Raw genomic sequence first — 19153 nt, 5'->3', positions numbered from 1 at the left:
CGATGGCGACAGCGGCACCGAGCATCGCGACCCAGCTCATCCAACTGGCCCCCGACGTCAAAGAGAGCCACACCAGCTTCTCCGACAGCTACCAGACGTTCTTCAACGCCGTCTTCAACGGCGGAGCGCTCGACCCCAAGACGAAAGCCGCGGTGGCGCTGGCCTCCGCGCTGCTCCTGGGCCGTGAGGAGACCGTCCGTTCCTTCCTGGCCACTGCCAAGCAGCTTGGCCTGGGCAACGAGGAGATCGGTCAGGTCGCCGGCATCGTCGAGGTGCTGAAGTTGGATGCGGCTCAGCGCCCCGCCCAGGCACCGGCCGCGGCTCCCGCCAAGGCCAACACCTGCTGCTGACGCCCGCCCAGACGAAACGCGAACAGAACGGAGCGCCGATGACCGGCGGCGGCACGACCTCGGCGGGCATCGTCGTCCTCATCGGCGGCCGGGCCCAGCGCGAGTTCAGCCTCTTGCATGATCTGGGCTATCGCATCCTCTATCTGGACCGACGAGTCCCCTTCTCCTGCATGACCTGGGCGGACCTGCCCTTCGACGTAGACGTCGACGACTGGGACGCCGTCTTCGAGCTGGTCAAGAACCAGCTCGGCGGGCAGCCGCCGGCAGCAGTCCTGACCCACGTCGAACCACGGATCCCGTTGATGGCTCACCTCGCTGAACTCCTCCTGGACGCACCCCGAGGCCTGAGTGTCGAGACGGCATGGAACTGCCACGACAAATGGCTGACCCGTAACCGCCTGCGTGAACACGGCGTCCCTGTGCCGGGCTTCGGCCTTGCTGCCAACGCGGAGGACGCGGCCCAGATCGCCGCCGAGATCGGCCTTCCCGTCGTAGTGAAACCACGTGACGAGGCCGGAGCATTCGGGGTCCGGAGGTGCCTCACGGTTAAGGAGGTCCGAGAGGCCGCGACCGTGATCCTTTCGGAGTCCGGCTCGGGAACGCGGACGGGGGTGCTGGTCGAGGAATACATCGACGGCCCGGAGTACGCCGTGCAGACCCTCACCCGCCAGGGGCGTACGCAGGTGCTGAGCATCCTCCGGCAGCACATGACCGACCCGCCCGTGTTCGTCGAACTCGGCTATGAACACCCGAGCGGGCTCGACCAGTCCGGCGAGCTCTCGTTGCGGGAGATCACCGTCGCGGCCCTTCAGGCACTCGGCGTGACCGACTGGATCAGCCATACCCAGGTGAGACACGGTCCCGACGGCTTCCGCGTGGTCGAGGTCAACGCACGCCGTCCAGGTGGGCGCCTGGTCGAGATGACAGAGGCGATCAGCGGAATCGACATGACTCGGGCGGCCTCCCAGCTCGCCCTCGGCCTACCGGTCACCTCCGGCCGGCCGAAGGCGACCTATGCCCTCTACAGCAGCATCGTCTTCGAGCAGCCCGGAGCCGTGACCTACCGGACCGGCATCGACGTGGCGCCCTTCTCCGGCGTGTTGCCTCCCATAGTCGAGCTCGAGATCGCACCCGGTGAACCCGTTCAGGCAGCCGCTCATCCCGAGGGCGGGGTGTACGGACGGATCGTGGTCTTCGGCGACTCGGCGGCCGAGACCCGAGACGGCGTGCGCGGTATCCGGGAGGCGCTCGATCTGCAGGTGACCGAGCTGGAGGACCTCACATGGGAGGTGGCTGACAGCCGTGAATACAAGTCTTGCTGCTGAGGTGACGATGTCCGGTCAGACGAGTCTCGCAGGCCACGAGCTGATCGCAGGTCCATACCGGGTGGAGCTCGTCCGCAGCGCCGCAGACCTGAAGGCCACGGACTGGAACGACGTGGTGCACCGGGCAGCCGGAACGATCTTCCATACTTGGGAATGGCTCACCGCCTTCGAGGAGGCACCCCCGGGCGAGTTCGAGGCCGCTCACCTGCTCGCGTACGAGGGCGAACGGCTGGTGGGCATCTGTCCTGCTTACCTGGTCCGTCAGTGCCCGCGGCTGGACTACGCCCTCGCCTTAGGCCAAGCCGAAGACCTGCGGGAGCGTGGACCCCTGCTACTCGCGCACAGTCTCGCCGGGCTGCACGGCGGTCCCTTGGCCCTGCCTGGCCATCAGGCCGCGGCCCAAGCGCTGGTGGCCGGCCTCGAACAAGCGGCGCGTTCGCTCGGCGCCTGGGCGTGGGGAGTCGCCAACGTCCCCGCCGATGGATTCGCGGGGCGGCTACTCGGTGCCGGTTACGCCGGCGCGCATGTGGCGACCGCCTATCGGCTGGACACCGCGAACGCCGCCCCGGCGGGCTACTGGGCCGCCATGCCCAGCCGTCGTCGCAGCAAGCTCTACCGCGAGCAGCGTCTGGGCGGCCGGGGGCTGACGATCGCCGAGACCGACCTCGACACGGATATCTTGGTAAGGCTCACCCACGAATTGCTCCGCGAATACAACACTCCCACCGACGTATTGCCCGAGCCGTTCCTGCGCGCGGTCTCCCGCCACCTGCGCCCGTACGCGCGGGCCACGGTCGCCACCGGCGAAGACGGCGAGATCGTAGCGACGTTCGCCGGGTGGGAGTTCGCAGGTGAATGGTCCATGTGGATCGCTGGGCTGCGGACCGGGCGCTATCCCGCCTTCGAGCCGTACCACGCCATGTTGGCTCACACCATCGACGCCGCGCTCACCACTGACACCAGAGTGCTCAACCTCGGCCGAGGCAACGCCGCTGTCAAGGCTCGCTACGGGGCGGTCGGCACCCCGCTCTATCTGGCTCTCAAGTCGGACGACCGGCGCGATACCGCCCTGCTGCACGCTTGGTGCCGACGGCTGGAGGCTCGCAGCCACGCTTCTCCGCACGGACTCGGCGCGTCGAGCAGGTGCTGCTGATGCCGGGCTGGGACGAGGACATCGACCACCGGCCGACCGTGGCGAGCGTGTCCGGCCGCCGAGTCGTGGACGTCATGGTGGAAGCCGGAGTGCGCACAATCCTTTTCGACGACCCCATACCTCTGGACTTGGCCTTCGTCGCGGATGTGCCCGTGGACCTCGATCTCGACGACTGGCCGGCGGCGGAGTCAGTGCTGCGGCGGCTGCACCTTCAGCAGCCCATCGATGCCGTGATCGGTGTCTACGACCTCAGCCTTCCGCTCGCCGCCTATCTCGCCGCCCGCCTCGGAGTGCGAGGACTGAGTCTGGCAGCGGTCATGAACTGCAACGACAAACTCCGCATGCGCCTGACCCTGCGAGCGGCAGCCATCAACGTTCCCGCGCACGTCGTTGTCTCAGAATCAGGCGAGGCACAGGCCGCCGCCCGGCGACTCGGCTACCCGGTGCTCGTCAAGAAGGTGACCGGAGCGGCCGGTGCGGGCACCCTGCTGTGCCGCGATCAACGCCAGGTCAAAGACGCGGTCACCGCCCTTCACGACGACACGGATCCGCGTTTGCTTGTCGAGGAGTACGTCGACGGCCCTGAGTACGCGATCCAGACTGTCACCCGTGATTCGGTTACCGAGCTGATCAGTGTCTTCTCCCAGCGCACCGCAACGGATGGGCGCCTGGTGGAACTCGGTTACGACTTCCCCCCCGGTCTGGACGAGTCGCAGGAGAGCGAACTTCGCCGCCTCGTCATCACCGCACTCCGGGCGCTCGGGTTCGATCACGGAATCGCCCATACGCAGGTACGGCTGACACCGGCGGGACCGGTGCTCATCAACGTCGTTGCCCGGCCGCCCGGCGGAAGGCTGTGCGAGGTCACCGAAGCGGTCTCAGGGGTGGACATGGTCCAGGCCGCGCTCGACGTGGCACTCGGCATCCCGCTCAGCAGACGGGCGCCGGTGGCCGAACATGTCCGGTACCGATGCGTGACGTTTGATCAGGCCGGAACGGTGAGCTATGACCCCGGCGCTCTCACAGAGAGGGCCGCCCCAGCTCCCTTGATCTCCATGGATGTGAACACCGGCGACCACGTCAGCCCTAAAGGCGGTGTGTACGGCCGAATCATCTCCTATGACGACGACCCCCTTTCCCTGGAGCGGCTGACTGGCGCCCTCGGCCTGTCCGTCCAGCCCCACCCATCAGAAGGACAGTGACTCCCGTGCCAGACAATCCGACACGAGTGCTCGTACTAGGCGGCAGACGCACCGTCACGATGCTCAAGGAACGGACCGACTACGAGGTGGGCTTCGCGGACGAGGACATGCCGTTCGACCTGCTCGCCATCGCCGACATTCCCATTGAGGTCGACTTCGACGACTGGGACGCGGTAATAGCCCAGGTCAGCCGCGTTCACGCCGTCCGGCCCTTCACGACCGTGGTCACCCAAGTGGATCGCCTGGTGCCGCTGGCCGGGCTGCTGCGCGAAAGTCTGGGCCTCCGCACCGGGATCACTACCGAGGCCGCGCGCAACTGCAACGACAAGGCCGCCACCCACCGATGCCTCGCCAAAGCTGGGCTGCCGGTCACTCGTCACCAGGTCGTGCACAGTTCCGAGGAGGCCGCGCTGGCGGCCAAAGATATCGGGCTGCCCGTCATCGTGAAGCCCCTCGACGCCACCAGCGCGGCTGGGCTCATGCACTGCACCATGGTCGAAGAGGTCACCGCCGCAGTCGCCGGCATCCTGGACGGCGGCCGGGCCAGCGCCCTGGTGGAGGAATACCTGATCGGCCCGGAGATCGGCGTGCTCGCGAGTCGAACGGGCGGCAAAACCAAGATTCTCTACGTCTTCGAAGCCGAGGTCGGGCCCCCGCCCAAGTTCGTGAAGTTGGGCGGCTGGTTCCCCAGCGTTCTCGCCGACGAGGATCTGACCTTACTCAGCGAACGCACCGAGCAGGCGCTGGCCGCCGTCGGGCTCGACGACTGGGTGGCACTGCTGCAGTTCATGCTCGTGGAAGGCGGCCCCAAGGTCGTCGAGATCAATCCACGTCTGTCCGGTGGGCAAGGCGTCGCGCTCATCGCCGCGACCAGCGGTTACGAACCGACACTCGTGGCCGTTGAAGCAGCTCTGGGTCGCCAGCCCGAGCCGGACATCCCCCAGGCGAGCGTGGGGCTCTACAGCAGCATCGTCTTCGACGAACCCGGCCGCCTGTTCTATCGGCCCGAGGCGCTCCGGGCCATCGAAGGGCTGGAGACGCTGACTCCGCCCTTGGTGGAGGTCGACGTACAACCGGGCGAAGCCGTGCTCGAACTCAACCATCCCCGAGGCGGCACGTTCGGGCGCATTGTGCTTGCCGGCGACAGCCGCGAGGCGGTCCTTCGCGACCACCAGCGAATTCTCGACCAGCTCGACCTGCGGGTCGAACCGGCGCAGGACGCCGCGAGTGAGGTCGCGAAACCTCACACATCCTGCTGCTGACAGACCCATTGACCGTTTCCAGGTGATCTGATTCGATAATCTTGTAATTATCAAATCAAGGAAGGAGAGAGACATGGCGGAAGACATGATCGGCTCCGGCTGCTGCGAGACCAGCGGCATCGAGGACGCCGCCGAAGACGGCGCCGAATGCGCCTGCGCCTGTGCGTGCTGCGACTAGGCCACAGCCGCCGAAGGGCTATCAGGCGCGGTCCGTGTCCTGACGGGCACGGACCGCGCCGCACCCCGGCGGCCGGTCGGAAGGGAACAGGGACGTGAAAGAGTCACTCCACGCGTTGCGCTTCATCTACGGTTATCCGCTCCGCTATCGCGGTGCGATGGCCGTGGCCACGGTCACGATGCTGCTGGGCCTGCTGAGCACTATCGCCATCCCGCTGGTCATCCGAGTGGCGATCGACGCCGGCGTACTGGGCGGTAACCCCGGTCTGCTGCTCGCCGTCGCGCTGGGCGTCCTGGGCATCGGCGCCCTCTCGGCCGGCCTGCTCCACCTCGGCAAACAACTTCGCTTCACGGTCGCCAGCAAGGCCGTCAACGACCTGCGGCACGATCTGTTCCGCAAGCTCCTGCACCTGGGACCGGCCGACACCGCCGAAGCGTCCGGCGGGCGGGCCCTGACCCGCCTGGTGTCGGACGCGGTGTTCGTTCGCGGTCTCACCAACGGCGGCATCCTGGAGCTGGCCAACCAGATCATCGTGACTGCCGTCATGTACCTGGTGGCGCTCCTCATCGACGTGCGGACCACACTGCTCGCGTCACTTCCGCTCATCGTGGTCGTCCTCGGCAACCTGATCGTCCAAGGCCGTCTGCAGCGCATGTTCGTCGAGGTCAAAGGCCAGTTCACCAACCTGCTGTCAGGCGTCGGGGAATCCCTGACCAACATCGGCGTGGTCAAGGCCTTCGGCCGTGAGGACGACGCCTCCGGTCGCCTCAACAAGATCAACGAAGAACTCTCCGCCCGCCGCGGGGTCATGAAGACCACATACAGCCGGTGGGAGGCCATCCTCAATGTGGTCGGGGCGCTCCCCACCCCCATCGCACTCTGGCTCGGCGGCAACGCCGTCCTAGACGGCCAGATCACCGTGGGAAGCCTGGTCGCCCTGACCGCGCTGGTCATGATGGTCCAGATGAGCATGCACATGGTCACCATGCATGCCAACGGGATCTTCCGCTCGGTGGTCATCGCACAACGGTTGCTCCGAATCATCGACGCCCGCCCCGCCATCACCGAGGTGTCCGGCAGTCGCCCCATGCCATCGCCCACCGGCGCGCTCACCGCAGACGGCGTCGTCGTCGAGATCGGCGAACGGCGTGTGATCGATGACGTGAGCCTGGCCGTGGCCGCAGGCGAGTCCGTCGCCCTGATCGGCCCGACCGGCAGCGGCAAGACGACCCTGCTGCACGCACTGGCCCGGCTGCGCGACACCCAGGCCGGCACCGTCTCTTATGACGGTGTCGACGTCCGCGAGTACGACCTGCGATCCGTCCGGCACCAGGTCGTCAGCCTGCCGCAACGGCAATGGATCTTCGAGGGGACGATGGCGGACAACATCCGCTTCGCCCGTCCTGACGCCACTGCGGAAGAGGTGGCCGATGCCGCAGAAGCAGCGGGACTGGGCCGCTTCTCTCTCACCAGGGAACTCGCCGCCAACGCGGCCGACCTTTCGGCTGGGGAAAGACAACGGGTCGGGCTGGCCCGTGTCCTTCTGGTGGATCCCGCCGTCCTGCTTCTGGACAACCCCACCGCCAACCTCGACGCCGAGACCGAGGCGGAACTGCTCGACACCATCTTCCGAGTACGGCGTGGCAGAACGCTCATCATCGCCACACAACAACTGGCCGTCAGCCGCCACGTCGACCGCGTCATCACGCTGAATGACGGTGCCCTGGTGGAGACCGCCTCCCTACCCGCCGAGGACACGTCGGCAGTCCGATCGCTGGCGCCCGCAGGCCGTCCCGAAGGGGGTCAGGCTCATGTCTGAGCTCGCCACCTCCACCCCGCCGATGGATCAGGCTGAGATCAACCGCACCTTACGCCGGGCGCTACGCCGTTTCCTGCCCTACTTGCGTCCGCACGCCGGGTGGATCGCGCTGGCGACACTGGTCACGATTCTCAGCTCGATCATGACGATCGCCCAGATGTACGCCGTGATGCTCGGCGTCGGGCACGTCGTGACCGGCAACATGGAAGCCGTCGCAAGCACGGCGATCAACCTGGTGATCCTGGCGGTGCTGGACAACATCATCCGGATCACCTACAACGTCGCCATGATCCGCGTGAACGAGCGGGTCACCGTCACCCTGCGGAACGATCTCGTGGCCCGGCTGCACAACGTGCAACTCTCCCGTCACGTCTCCCAGGCCAGCGGCACCTGGGTCACCCGGGTGCTGTTCGAGGCAGAACGCTTCCGCGGCTACATCACGAAGACCGGGATGGAACTCGTTCAGAGCGCCGTCTGGTTCATCGCCTTCGCCGTGTTCCTGCTGGCACTCAGCCCCGGCGTGGCACTCCCGACGCTCATCGTCATCCCGATCATGGTCTTCATCGCCCTGCGCTGGACCCGCCACCTCAAGACCGACACCCAGCGACAGCGCGACGCCTGGGACACCATGGTGGGCTATCTGAACCAGCGCATCGACGGCCTGGACGACGTACGCGCCTTCGGCCGCGAGGACGACCTCATGGCCGACCTCGAAGGCCGCTCCGCCGGTTACACCACGGTGCACAACAGGCTCTCCACCAAGCGCCTGTGGCTGACTTCCTACCTAGGATTCACCGTCCACATCGCGCTCGCGTTGCTGATCTTCTTCGGCGGCCTGCAGATCATCAACGGTCACGCGCTCGGCTCGGGATTCTTCTTCGACCTGGCGGCCGGCATGATGCCGATGACCTGGATGCTGCTGGGCACCGACACGATGATGGCCTCCATGGGCATGGCCCAAGGCGCTGCCTTGGCCGCCGGCACTCTGGCCGCGTTCGCGCTGTTCTCCAAGCGGATGCTCAACCCGGTACGGGATGTCGCCAACCTGCTCGGACAGTCCTCTGACATGGCCGTGTCCGCACAGCGGATCCTGGAAGTCCTCGACCTGCCGGAAGAGGACGACACCGGGTACGACCTGGGACAGGTCCGCGGCCACCTGCAGGTGGAGAACGTCGACTTCGCCTACGCGGACGGCGTGGAAGTACTGCACGACGTCTCGCTGGAGGCCCAACCCGGCGAGCACATCGGAGTGGTCGGCGCCAGCGGCGCAGGCAAGACCACGCTCATGCAACTACTGGTCCGCTTCTACACGCCCACCTCCGGGACGATCCGCCTCGACGGACACGACCTGTCGGAAGTCACCAAGACCTCCGTACGCGATCAGGTCCTGCTGGTCACCCAGGAAGCTCTGCTCTTCGACGGGACCGTCGCGGAGAACATCAGGTTCGGCCGGCCGGAGGCCACCGAGGACGAGATCGTCCAGGCGGCCCGCGCGGTGGGCGCCGACGAGGTCCTCGCGGGCCTCCGCGACGGCTACCAGACGCGGGTGGGAGAGCGTGGAGCCCGCCTGTCGACCGGGGAGAGGCAACTCGTCGCTCTCACCCGGGCCATGCTCGCCGACCCCCGAGTCATCATCCTCGACGAGGCCGTCTCCAGCGTCGATCCCGCCCGCCAACTCGTGGTGCTGGCGGCGATCCGGAGGCTCCTGGAAGGGCGCACCGCGATCGTCGTGGCGCACTGGCTCACCCTCGTCGAAGACCTCGACCGCGTCTTCGTCCTCGAAGACGGCCGTGTGACCGAGTCCGGCACGCCGGTGGAACTGCTCACCAGCGACAGCCGGCTCGCGGAACTCTGCAAAGTCCAAACCAGACACCCCGTTGGAAGGAACTGAATCATGTCCGTCATTGACGACAACCTCGGTCAGCTGTTCTGGTCCGCCGCTCAGAACGACGCTCCGCCCGTCGCCCAGCCGAAGGCCAAGAGCTCGTGCTGTGGCCCGAAGCCGACAGCCGAAGCCGCTGTGACCAGCGAGATGGCCCCGGCCGCCAAGAGTTCCTGCTGCGGGCCCAAGCCCGCCGCAGACACCGCCGCCGAGACCGTTCCGGTCCCCACGGCGAAGAGCTCGTGCTGCAACTGACCGCACCACCCGGAGGTGAGCGATGAAGAAGAGCCTCGCCCGGACAGCGGCGGCAACCATTCTGGTGATCGGCGCTCTGGCTGGCTGTGGCCAGAGCGCGGCCCAGGACGTCGCCTCATCTGCGGACTGCCTCAACCAGCAACAGAACGCCGGCCTCACGGTCCAGATCTCAGTGCGGCCCTGCCCCGCCAAGGGCGGCACCGCCACGACGGCTCAATTCACGATCAAGGACTCGACCGGAGCCGCGATCAAGGACGCCGCCGTCAAGATCAACTACGGCATGCCGAGCATGAACATGGACGGCGGCCAGCAGACGGCCACCCTCAAGGGCGAGGCATACGAATCCAAGCTCATCCTGGGCATGCCCGGTTACTGGGTTCTCAACGTTCAGGTGAGCCACAGCTCCGGCCCCCCGGCCGCAGTGCTGTTCAACATCCGAGCCAGGTAGGGGAACCCATGCTGAGCCATCGCGCGGCACGACTGACCCCGTCGACCACGGCGGCCCTGGACGCCCAAGCCAAGCAACTGGCCGAGGACGGCGTCGACGTCATCAACCTCACCGGCGGTGAGGTCGACTTCCCGACTCCGCCCGAGGCGTGCGAAGGCGGAGTCGGAGCGATCCGCCAGGGGTTCACGCGTTACACCCCGGTGGCGGGAATCGCCCCGCTCAGGCAGGCGGTCGCCGCGCGCCTCACTCACGCATGGAACGCCCCGTACACCAGCGAAGAGATCATCATCACCAGCGGCGCCAAGCAGGCGCTCGCCAACACCTTCGCCGTCCTGCTGGATCCAGGCGACGAGGTCATCCTCCAGTCGCCGTATTGGGTCAGCTTCCCGCCCATGATCGAGCTCGCGGGCGGGAAGCCGGTCGTCATCGAGGCCAAGTTCAAGATGACGGCCGACGAGGTACGGGCGCGGATCACACCGCGCACGAAGGTGTTGCTGATCAATAGTCCGTCCAATCCGACCGGTGTCGTCTATGACCGGGCGGAACTGACGGCCTTGGCAGAGGTGGCGGTTGAGGCCGGACTCGTCATCGTCAGCGATGAGATCTACGGCGATCTCGTCTACGACGGTGCCGAGTTCACGAGCGTCGCCTCGCTCGGGGAAGACATCCGAGCGAGGACGGTCACGATCGGTGGCCTGTCCAAGACGTTCGCAATGACCGGATGGCGGGTCGGCTTCGCCGCCGGCCCCCGTCCGTTGATCTCGGCGATGTCCGCCCTGCAAGGGCACACGACGTCGGCCGCATCGTCGATCTCCCAGCACGCGGCTCTCGCTGTGCTCCGCGACGAACCTGTCGCCGAACTGCTCCGCCGCCGATCGGCCCTGGCCGAACGCCGGGACATCCTCTGCGAGGGGTTGGCCGACTTGGCAGGCATCAGTCTGGCGGTCGAACCCCGTGGTGCCTTCTTCGTCTTCGCCGACGTGTCGGGCACCTATCGGCCAGGTATCGCCAGCGCCGCCGACTTCGCGGAACGACTTCTGCGGGAGACGCAGGTCGCTGTCGTCCCGGGAGCGGACTTCGGGTGCCCTGACCACGTCCGGATGTCCTTCGTCGCCGCACCTGACCTGCTGCGACGGGCGCTGGCCAGGATACGCGATTTCCTCTCAATGATCGAAGGGACACCAGCCATGAGCGTTGTCACCACGTACTCGGTGGAAGGCATGACCTGCGGCGGCTGCGCGAAGCGCGTGCGCAGCGCCCTCGACACGGCCATCCCCGAAGCCCAGATTCTCGAAATCGATCCGAAGGCCGGGCGGGTCCAGATCAGCTCGGACTCGCCGCTCTCGCCGGAGGTCATCCAGGCCGCCGTCGAAGAGAGCGGATACCGCTACGCCGGAGTGCTGTCGTGAGAAGCAGCCTCAAGGTCGCCGGGTTCTTGTTGTTGCTGGCTGCGGTGTTCACCGTCGCCTACGTCTTGGGCGCCAACGTGCCTCCGGTGGAGTTCTAGCCCGGGGAGAGGAGAGGAACCAATGTCCGCAACACCTTCGGCGCTCGCCACGCGATCCGAGGTCACGCTGTTAATCGGTGGCATGACCTGCGGCTCCTGCTCGGCCCGCATCGAACGCAAGCTCAACCGCATCGAAGGCGTACGGGCCGAGGTCAACCTCGCCGTCGAAGAGGCCCACGTCGAGCACGACGCCACCGTCTCGGTGGAGGACCTGATCGCGGTGGTAGAGGGGCTGGGTTACACCGCTTCCCTGCCGGTTGTCGATGAACCCGATGAGCCCGTCGTCCAGGCGGACGTGCCGGAGGACCAGCGACTCGCCATGCTCCGGCAGCGACTGCTGATCACGACGACATTGACCGTTCCGATCATCGCCATGGCGATGATCACTCCGCTTCAGTTCACCTACTGGCAATGGCTGTCGCTCACCCTGGCCGCCCCGGTGGCCACCTGGGGCGCCTGGCCGTTCCACGTCGCGGCCTGGAAGAACCTGCGCCATGGCTCCGCCACGATGGACACGTTGATCTCGCTCGGCGTGATCGCGTCCTTCGGGTGGTCGGTGTACGCGTTGTTCTTCGGCTACGCGGGTCTGACCGGTATGCAGATGCCGTTCGTGATGCGGCCGGTCGCCGGCGAAGGACTGCACCACATCTACCTTGAGGTCGCCGCCAGTCTCACCGTGTTCATCCTCACGGGGCGCTACCTGGAACACCGCTCCAAGCGCCGGGCCGGTGCCGCTCTGCGCGCCCTGCTTGAACTCGGTGCCAAGGACGTTGCGATCCAACGGAACGGCCGCGAGGTCCGCATTCCCATCGGGCAGCTGGCCGTCGGCGACCTGTTCATCGTGCGTCCGGGAGAGAAGGTCGCCACCGATGGCGTCGTCGTGGACGGCACTTCGGCGGTGGACGCCTCCATGCTCACTGGCGAGAGCGTCCCAGTCGAGGTGGGCCCCGAAGACAAGGTCGTGGGAGCCACGGTCAACGCCAGCGGGCGGTTGATCGTGCGGGCCACCAAGGTCGGAGCCGACACTCAGCTCGCGCAGATGAGCCGGCTGGTCACCGAGGCGCAGGCCGGCAAGGCCCCCGTGCAGCGGCTCGCCGATCGGGTCGCCGCCGTCTTCGTGCCCATCGTGGTGGGGATCGCGGTCGCCGCGTTCGGTTTCTGGCTCGGCAACAGCCTTGACGCCGCTGGAGCTCTGACGGCCGCAGTGTCCGTGCTGGTGGTCGCGTGCCCATGCGCGCTGGGGCTGGCCACGCCGACCGCGTTGCTGGTCGGCACCGGGCGCGGCGCTCAAATGGGCATCCTCATCCGCGGGCCGGAGGTCCTGGAGTCGACGCGCCGCATCGACACGATCGTCCTGGACAAGACGGGAACGGTGACCACCGGAGTCATGCAGGTCACCGACGTCATCGCCGGTGAAACGGAGAACACCGACGATGTGCTCCGCCGCGCGGGAGCGCTGGAGAACGCCTCCGAGCACCCCATCGCCAAGGCGATCGTCGCTGCCGCCCGTGACAAGTTAGGGGTGCTCCCTGCGGTCACCGCCTTCGAGGGAACCGCAGGCTTGGGCGTGCGTGGCGAGGTTGAGGGCGTGCACGTCACCGTCGGCCGCGCCGAATTGCCCGTGCCACCCGATCTTGAACGGGCCTTCGCCGATGCCGAGAGTCGTGGGCTGACTGCGGTCACCATCGGCTGGAGCGGGCAGATCCGCGGAGTCATCGCCGTCGCCGACACCGTCAAGCCGACCAGCGCCGATGGTGTCGCCCGGATGCGCGCGCTGGGCCTGGCGCCTGTGCTGCTCACCGGTGACAACGATCGAGCCGCCCAGGCGATCGCCGCGCAGGTCGGCATCACCGACGTCGAATCAGGCGTACTGCCGAGCGGCAAGGTCGACGTGATCAAACGGCTCCAGCAGGACGGTCACGTCGTCGCGATGGTCGGCGACGGAGTGAACGATGCCGCCGCCCTGGCCCAGGCGGACCTGGGTATCGCCATGGGCACCGGAACGGACGCGGCCATCGAAGCCAGCGACATCACCTTGGTTCGCGCCGACCTGCGAGCCGTGGCCGACGCCGTACAACTGTCCCGCCGCACCCTGTCGACGATCAAAGGCAATCTGTTCTGGGCCTTCGCCTACAACCTCGCCGCACTGCCGCTGGCCATCGTCGGCCTGCTGAACCCGATGATCGCCGGTGCCGCGATGGCGGCCTCCAGCGTGTTCGTCCTCAGCAACAGCCTCCGCCTGCGCCGCTTCCAGGAGAGCGCCGGGAGCGAGAGATGAACCCCTTGGCGCGGGAACCATTGGCCGTCGCGGAGGCGAAGGTCTTCGCCCAGGTTTTCAAGGCGCTCGGGGATCCGGTACGGCTGCGCCTGCTGTCGGTGATCGCCTCTCATCCCAACGGCGAGGTGTGCGTCTGCGACATGTCCGAGGACTTCGATCTGTCATCGCCGACGATCTCCTACCATCTGAAGGCGCTTAAGGCTGCTGACCTCATCGACGCCGAAAGGCGTGGCACGTGGGTGTATTACCGCGTGCAGCCGCAGATGCTGAGCTCGTTGTGCAGGCTGCTCAACGTGCCGGAAGACGTGGCGGCCCGATGATCAAAAAGATCGTTCTCGGTGTTCCGATGGCCCTCGTCGACGTCGACGAGGCGCTCGGCGGGGCCTGGAAAAGCCTGGTTCACGAGGTAGACGTGGTCAGGGTGCAGAAGCCCTCTCCTGACGACTGGCTGGCCCTGGCCGCCTGCGGTTTCCTCCCGAAACCGCAGGTTCTCACCTGGCGGGCGGCCGCGCTGGCGAGCGAAGAGGAGTTCCTCGCCCGCCTGGCCCGCCGGGACCGGCAGAACGTGTCCGCCGCCAGGCGTCGAGGTGAGGCCGCCGGTCTGCGCTTCGACGTCCGGCCCGTCACCCCTCAACTGCTGGACGTCTTCATCCCCATGTACGAGCGCCAGGTCGCCGCCATGCGTTACGGATGGCCCGTGGCCACCCGTCATCGAGATCACATCCTGTCCTCCGGTGACAGGTACTTCGCCGTCTGCGCGTGGGATGGCGAGGAACTCGCCGCCGCGTGCATCACGCTGTGGTCCCCCGACGCCGACGAGGTGCGAGCGCGTTTCGCGACGGCGGCACCCGCGCATCGCGGGAGCGAGGTGTCCCGCCTGTTGTACATGCGGCTGATCGAGGAGGCGCGCTGCCGAGGCCAGTCCTGGGTGAGCCTGGGCAGCGACCCGAACCTGTACGGCCACCTCGGTCAACCAGGGCTGTTCAGCTTCAAGAGCCGACTCGGCTTCGACGCGCTGCCCTCACACGAAGTGGACAAGTCCGCGCCCTCAGAACAGGCCGACAAGATCGTCGCCTTACGCGCCCTCACCGACCCGTCCTTCATACTCGCCTACCCGGTGGACGCCGACGGCCGGCCGCAGCGAGGACCAGACCTGCGCTTGGAGATGTACAGCAGCCGCGAGGACCTCGACGTACGGCCCTACGCGACTGCTCGTGTCACCGGCGTTCGCGTGAACGCCGTCGTCTGACGGGGCTCTTCGGCCGCTACGCCTTGCTCACCCGGCAGGCGAAGCACTTGTACGCCTGCTGGCCGGAGAGGTTGTCGTACAGATGATCGTCGATGAGGGTGTTCGCCGCCTCGTAGCGCGGGTCGTCGTAGAGATCGCCGACCTGCTGGGCGGGGCCGAAGGTGTTGGGCAGGTAGATGGTGTCGGTGCGGATGCCCTCGTCCAGCAGAGCGGTGGCGGTCACGGACCCGCGCGGGCTCTCGACGACGACCTCGTCCCCGTCTGCGATGCCCAGGCCTCGAGCGGTGGCGGGGTGGATCTGCACCAACCGCACACCGTTGAGCCGCTTGCCAGTTGACGTCCAGTGCGTCACCGACGCGAAGTGGACCACACTCGGCCGTCCGGTCATCCCCATCAACGGGAATCTGCGGTGCACGGCGCTGGAACCGGGGACGCCCAGCCGCACCGGATGGGTGAGCGCATGGGGATTGATCGGGTTGGTGATGTAGCGATCGTCGTAGGCGATGGTGGGGTGCGCGCCGGTGACCTCGGGGTGGGTGTAGAACGACGGCAGCGCGTGATGACCGCTCGGAGCCAGGCGTTGTTCCAGGTCAGGCGTATAAATCTCGATCTTTCCGCTCGCGGTGAGGAACCGCTTCCCTCGATGTCCCAGTGATTCGGCCGCCTGATACCAGCTGGGGTGATCCAGGTAGAGCGTGCTCACTCCCGGGTGGTCCGGGGTCGGGCACGGCCACCTCAACGGTTCCGCCCGAGCCTTGAGCCGCTCTCGGGTCATGCCGCCCATGCCAGGTGTGTTCGCGACGAAGGTGTCCCACAGCTTGCCGTAGTCACGCCACGTCTTCGAGAAGGCATCCGTCCAGAAGGAGCTGGGACGCCGCTTGTCGTTGCGCGCGAGCGCGTAGGCGAGGTCGATCCAGATCTCCGTGTCAGAGCGCACCTGACCGACTCGTTCGACAGCTGCTTCCTGCCAGCGGATAGCCCGGTCGTCGCGGCGCATATAGACGCCTTCGAACTCCAGGCCGCTGCAGACGGGCAGGATGATGTCGGCGTAGTAGGCGGCCTCTTCCATGAACAGGCCGGTGTAGACGTAGAAGTCGAGCTTCGAGAACGCCTCCCGTACCCGGCTGGTGTTAGCCGAGCTGACCAGCGGATTTCCCTCGGTCATCACCGCTTTGAGTCGGTACGGCTTGCCGGTGAGGATCGACTCGGCGAAGGTGTCCGGTCCCACGGGCAGCGCCGGGCCGCGTTCCGGCGGAGTCACCTTCAGGGGCGGCAGGTTCAGGCCCCCGGGCCAGGTGTTGTGCATGAAGTTGCACCCGCCGCCCGGCACCCCGATGTTGCCGGTCACAGCTGCCAGCATGGTCAGCGTTCGATACGTGTCGAACGCACCGAGCTGGTGCGAGATCCCCGCGTTGCAGAAGAGCGCGGCCGGTCGCGCCGTGGCGTAGTCGACGGCCAGCTGGCGGATCGTGTTCGCCGGGACACCGGTGATACCGGCCGCCCATTCCGGCGTGTAGCCCTTCTGCACCAGGTGCGCGCGGAGCTCTTCGAAGCCGAGCACCCACTTCTGGACGAAGGCCTTGTCGTGGCGGTCCGTCGTGATGATGTGGTGCAGCATGCCGAGGACGAGCGCGAAGTCGGTGTGTGGCTTCGGAGCCACCCAACTGTCGGCGAATTCGGAGGTCGGCGTGCTCCGAGGATCCACCACCACCAGACGCGCTCCCGTGCGTTTCCGTTCGCGGAGTAAGTGCGCGAAGGTCACCGGGTGGGTCTCGGCCTGGTTGGTGCCGAAGAAGAGGAAGAACTTCGACGCCCCCAAGTCCTCTTTGCCGGTCGCACCGTCGATGCCATACCCGTTGGTGAAGTTGCCCAGCCCGAACGTGGTGGCCAGGGCGTTGCCTCCGGCGTCGTTGCACACCGGACCGACGTCGGTGTCGTTGGGGCTTCCTAGAAGAGCGAACACCCGGCCGGCCAGTGAGCCAGTGCCTCGGGGCAGCCGCCCGCTGGTCCGGTTCGCGATGGCTTTGGCGTCACCCGCGTCGCGCAGGGCCAGCCAGCGGCGCGCGATCGTGTCCAGCGCGTCATCCCAGGAAACAGGTTCGAACCGGCTCTTCGGGTCGCCCTTCCGGCCGGAGGCCCGGCGAAGCGGAGTGGTCAGGCGCAGCGGGTTGTAGAGCAGCTCGGTCATCATCGGGGCTTTGACGCACAGGTTGCCCTCCTGAACCGGGTCCTTCTCCTCCCCGCGGATCTCCAGGACCCTCCCCAGTTTCGTGGCGACCTTGATCCGGCAATTGCTGTTGCAGAACTGGCAGGCGCCGTTGACCACCCGGTCGGGGGTGAGCGCGGCCGAACCGACCGTGAAGTCCGGCATGGAAGACCCAATGGTCAGGTCCGTTGGAGGAGCGGCCGCGAACGCCGCCTGAGCCGCCGGTGGGACGAGTCCTGCAACACCGCCCACAGCGGCACCGGCGACCATCGCACCACGCAGCAATCCGCGCCGCGTGATGCCGTCGCTTTCCTGGGCACGGGTTTCCTGATCCATCGGCGGAAGCTCCTAACGCGGGATATTCAGCGTTCAGACGAGTCAGGCGCTTTCCGCAGCCTGAACTCCACTAGGGATCACTGAGGGGTCACCGCATTGATCTCATGTCGGATTCACCAGGCGAAAGCGATCGTCACGGCAGCAACCTGCCCGGCATCTTGGTGCCAGGGGTAGGTCGGCCTGCCCCTAAGAGATCGGCCCGCTCTTGAGGATCTTCGGGCTGTCCCCGGTCTCGCCACACCGTCTTACAGAATAGATGAGCGTCTAACTTGACAGACTTCTAATCAAGGGCGAAGCTGATACTGATTAGACAGTCTTCTAAACAAGGTGGGCATCATGAGCCAGGCCCCGCTCGACACAGACCACAACAGCCTCCCCGTGGCCGTTATCGGCGCCGGCCCCGTCGGGCTTGCCGCCGCCGCACACCTCGCCGAACGCGGGGTCGACTTCGTCGTCCTGGAGAGCGGCTCGAAGGTCGGCGCCTCAGTGGCGAAGTGGGGCCATGTTCGGGTCTTCAGCCCGTGGCGCTACAACATCGACAGCGCCGCTCGGCGTCTGCTGGAGGCGGACGGCTGGACAGCTCCTGACAGCGACTGGCTCCCGACCGGCGCGGAGATCGTCGATGACTACCTCGCCCCACTGAGCAAGCTCTTCGGCGACCGGATCCAGGTGGACGCCGAGGTCAGCGCGATCAGCAGACTCGGCTACGACAAGGTCCGTACCAGCGGCCGAGAGTCGGCCCCCTTCGTCCTGCGTCTGACGGACGGCCGGGAGATCCGGGCCCGTGCGGTCATCGACGCATCGGGGACCTACACCAGCCCGAACGTCCTGGGCGCGAGCGGCCTGCGCGCCTTCGGTGAGGAGACCGTGACCGAGCTGATCGACCACGCCCTCCCCGACGTCCTCGGCGTCGACCGCGACCACTACGAGGGCCGCCACACCCTGGTCGTCGGCGCAGGTCACTCGGCCGCGACCACTCTCCTGGCCTTGGCCCAGCTCAAGGACACCCCGATCACATGGGCCATTCGGGCCGGAAACGCCAGCCGCACCTACGGCGGAGGCGAGGCCGACGCGCTGCCCGCCCGGGGCGCCCTCGGCACCCGTGTTCACACCCTGGTCACCTCAGGCCGCATCCAGCTGGTGACCGGGTTCTTCACCCACCGGGTCAACGCCCACACCGACGGCGTGGAGGTCATCAGCCGCGACCCGCTGGGCAACGAACAGTCCGTCGTGGCCGAACGCATCATCAGTGCCACCGGCTACCGGCCCGATCACTCAATCGCCGAAGAGCTGCGCCTCGACCTGGACCCCATCCTCGGGAGCACCCGCGCCCTCGCGCCGCTGATCGACCCCAACGCCCACTCCTGCGGCACCGTCCCGGCTCATGGCGTCGACGAGCTCACCCACCCCGAACCGGGCTACTACGCGGTCGGCGTCAAGAGCTACGGTCGGGCTCCCACGTTCCTGATGGCCACCGGTTACGAGCAGGTGCGCTCGGTGGTGGCCGCCATCGCCGGAGACTGGGAGGCGGCGCACTCGGTCCAGCTCGACCTTCCCGAAACGGGAGTCTGTTCCTCCAACCTCGCCGACACCCAGGAACAGCGCGTCGGCCTGACCACCGGCGTGAGCGGCGGCCTGCTCGGCACCCCGCTCGTGCTCGCCACCATCCCTTCCGACGGCGGCGGCTGTTGCGGCTGAGGAGC

At 67.0% G+C, this 19153-nt stretch carries 15 protein-coding genes; 14 read left to right on the top strand and 1 reads right to left on the bottom strand.

The window, feature by feature from the left end:
- The first annotated feature begins 2 nt into the window (after positions 1-2).
- The 13 genes from AW272_RS24465 (at position 3) to AW272_RS24405 (ending at position 14908) form a co-directional block, all read left to right on the top strand.
- Positions 3-350, top strand: coding sequence for a carboxymuconolactone decarboxylase family protein (locus AW272_RS24465; protein ID WP_066369438.1), 348 nt, complete (start codon positions 3-5; stop codon positions 348-350).
- Positions 351-388: 38 nt separating this feature from the next.
- Entirely contained in the window at positions 389-1675 is a 1287-nt protein-coding gene (locus AW272_RS24460; protein WP_066369435.1) for an ATP-grasp domain-containing protein, read from the top strand.
- 7 nt (positions 1676-1682) lie between these two features.
- Complete coding sequence (locus AW272_RS24455; protein WP_066369603.1) at positions 1683-2828, top strand: GNAT family N-acetyltransferase; 1146 nt, start codon at positions 1683-1685, stop codon at positions 2826-2828.
- Positions 2828-4030 (top strand): ATP-grasp domain-containing protein, encoded by a 1203-nt coding sequence (locus tag AW272_RS24450; protein ID WP_066369595.1) that lies wholly within the window; start codon positions 2828-2830, stop codon positions 4028-4030. The genes AW272_RS24455 and AW272_RS24450 overlap by 1 nt, the downstream gene beginning before the upstream one ends.
- A 107-nt stretch (positions 4031-4137) precedes the next feature.
- Positions 4138-5292 (top strand): ATP-grasp domain-containing protein, encoded by a 1155-nt coding sequence (locus AW272_RS24445; protein WP_218011034.1) that lies wholly within the window; start codon positions 4138-4140, stop codon positions 5290-5292.
- A 272-nt stretch (positions 5293-5564) separates the two neighbouring features.
- Complete coding sequence (locus AW272_RS24440) at positions 5565-7289, top strand: ABC transporter ATP-binding protein (protein WP_066369433.1); 1725 nt, start codon at positions 5565-5567, stop codon at positions 7287-7289.
- Positions 7282-9180 carry an ABC transporter ATP-binding protein gene (locus AW272_RS24435; RefSeq protein WP_066369432.1) on the top strand — a complete coding sequence of 633 codons (1899 nt, stop codon included), beginning with the start codon at positions 7282-7284 and terminating at the stop codon, positions 9178-9180. The genes AW272_RS24440 and AW272_RS24435 overlap by 8 nt, the downstream gene beginning before the upstream one ends.
- 3 nt (positions 9181-9183) lie before the next feature.
- On the top strand, positions 9184-9426 hold the full coding sequence (locus AW272_RS24430; RefSeq protein WP_218011033.1) for a hypothetical protein: 243 nt from the start codon (positions 9184-9186) through the stop codon (positions 9424-9426).
- A gap of 22 nt (positions 9427-9448) precedes the next feature.
- Positions 9449-9874, top strand: a complete 426-nt coding sequence (locus AW272_RS24425) for a FixH family protein (protein ID WP_066369431.1) — start codon at positions 9449-9451, stop codon at positions 9872-9874.
- An 8-nt stretch (positions 9875-9882) separates the two neighbouring features.
- Positions 9883-11283 (top strand): aminotransferase class I/II-fold pyridoxal phosphate-dependent enzyme, encoded by a 1401-nt coding sequence (locus tag AW272_RS24420; protein ID WP_066369428.1) that lies wholly within the window; start codon positions 9883-9885, stop codon positions 11281-11283.
- A gap of 120 nt (positions 11284-11403) precedes the next feature.
- Positions 11404-13659, top strand: coding sequence for a heavy metal translocating P-type ATPase (locus AW272_RS24415; RefSeq protein WP_066369426.1), 2256 nt, complete (start codon positions 11404-11406; stop codon positions 13657-13659).
- Entirely contained in the window at positions 13656-13979 is a 324-nt protein-coding gene (locus AW272_RS24410; protein WP_066369425.1) for an ArsR/SmtB family transcription factor, read from the top strand. The genes AW272_RS24415 and AW272_RS24410 overlap by 4 nt, the downstream gene beginning before the upstream one ends.
- On the top strand, positions 13976-14908 hold the full coding sequence (locus AW272_RS24405; protein WP_066369423.1) for a GNAT family N-acetyltransferase: 933 nt from the start codon (positions 13976-13978) through the stop codon (positions 14906-14908). The genes AW272_RS24410 and AW272_RS24405 overlap by 4 nt, the downstream gene beginning before the upstream one ends.
- 16 nt (positions 14909-14924) lie before the next feature.
- Here AW272_RS24405 and AW272_RS24400 read toward each other — a convergent pair whose 3' ends face one another.
- Positions 14925-17279 (bottom strand): molybdopterin-containing oxidoreductase family protein, encoded by a 2355-nt coding sequence (locus tag AW272_RS24400; RefSeq protein ID WP_218011032.1) that lies wholly within the window; start codon positions 17277-17279, stop codon positions 14925-14927.
- A 507-nt stretch (positions 17280-17786) separates the two neighbouring features.
- On the opposite strand from AW272_RS24400, the gene AW272_RS24395 reads away from it, so the two are divergent.
- The gene (locus AW272_RS24395) at positions 17787-19148 is read left to right on the top strand and encodes an FAD-dependent oxidoreductase (protein ID WP_066369418.1); all 1362 of its coding nucleotides are present in this window, start codon (positions 17787-17789) and stop codon (positions 19146-19148) included.
- The last annotated feature ends 5 nt before the right edge of the window (positions 19149-19153 follow it).

This window comes from Herbidospora mongoliensis (genome assembly GCF_001570545.1).
GTDB lineage: Bacteria > Actinomycetota > Actinomycetes > Streptosporangiales > Streptosporangiaceae > Herbidospora > Herbidospora mongoliensis.
The sequence above is the reverse complement of the archived record's forward strand: the minus strand, read 5'-3'. Positions and strand labels throughout refer to the sequence as shown.

Coding starts and splice junctions, on each gene's coding strand:
- AW272_RS24465 (WP_066369438.1), top strand. CDS start 3: ATGGCGACAGCGGCACCGAGCATCGCGACCCAGCTCATCCAACTGGCC.
- AW272_RS24460 (WP_066369435.1), top strand. CDS start 389: ATGACCGGCGGCGGCACGACCTCGGCGGGCATCGTCGTCCTCATCGGC.
- AW272_RS24455 (WP_066369603.1), top strand. CDS start 1,683: ATGTCCGGTCAGACGAGTCTCGCAGGCCACGAGCTGATCGCAGGTCCA.
- AW272_RS24450 (WP_066369595.1), top strand. CDS start 2,828: ATGCCGGGCTGGGACGAGGACATCGACCACCGGCCGACCGTGGCGAGC.
- AW272_RS24445 (WP_218011034.1), top strand. CDS start 4,138: ATGCCGTTCGACCTGCTCGCCATCGCCGACATTCCCATTGAGGTCGAC.
- AW272_RS24435 (WP_066369432.1), top strand. CDS start 7,282: ATGTCTGAGCTCGCCACCTCCACCCCGCCGATGGATCAGGCTGAGATC.
- AW272_RS24430 (WP_218011033.1), top strand. CDS start 9,184: ATGTCCGTCATTGACGACAACCTCGGTCAGCTGTTCTGGTCCGCCGCT.
- AW272_RS24425 (WP_066369431.1), top strand. CDS start 9,449: ATGAAGAAGAGCCTCGCCCGGACAGCGGCGGCAACCATTCTGGTGATC.
- AW272_RS24420 (WP_066369428.1), top strand. CDS start 9,883: ATGCTGAGCCATCGCGCGGCACGACTGACCCCGTCGACCACGGCGGCC.
- AW272_RS24415 (WP_066369426.1), top strand. CDS start 11,404: ATGTCCGCAACACCTTCGGCGCTCGCCACGCGATCCGAGGTCACGCTG.
- AW272_RS24410 (WP_066369425.1), top strand. CDS start 13,656: ATGAACCCCTTGGCGCGGGAACCATTGGCCGTCGCGGAGGCGAAGGTC.
- AW272_RS24405 (WP_066369423.1), top strand. CDS start 13,976: ATGATCAAAAAGATCGTTCTCGGTGTTCCGATGGCCCTCGTCGACGTC.
- AW272_RS24400 (WP_218011032.1), bottom strand. CDS start 17,279: ATGCCGGACTTCACGGTCGGTTCGGCCGCGCTCACCCCCGACCGGGTG.
- AW272_RS24395 (WP_066369418.1), top strand. CDS start 17,787: ATGAGCCAGGCCCCGCTCGACACAGACCACAACAGCCTCCCCGTGGCC.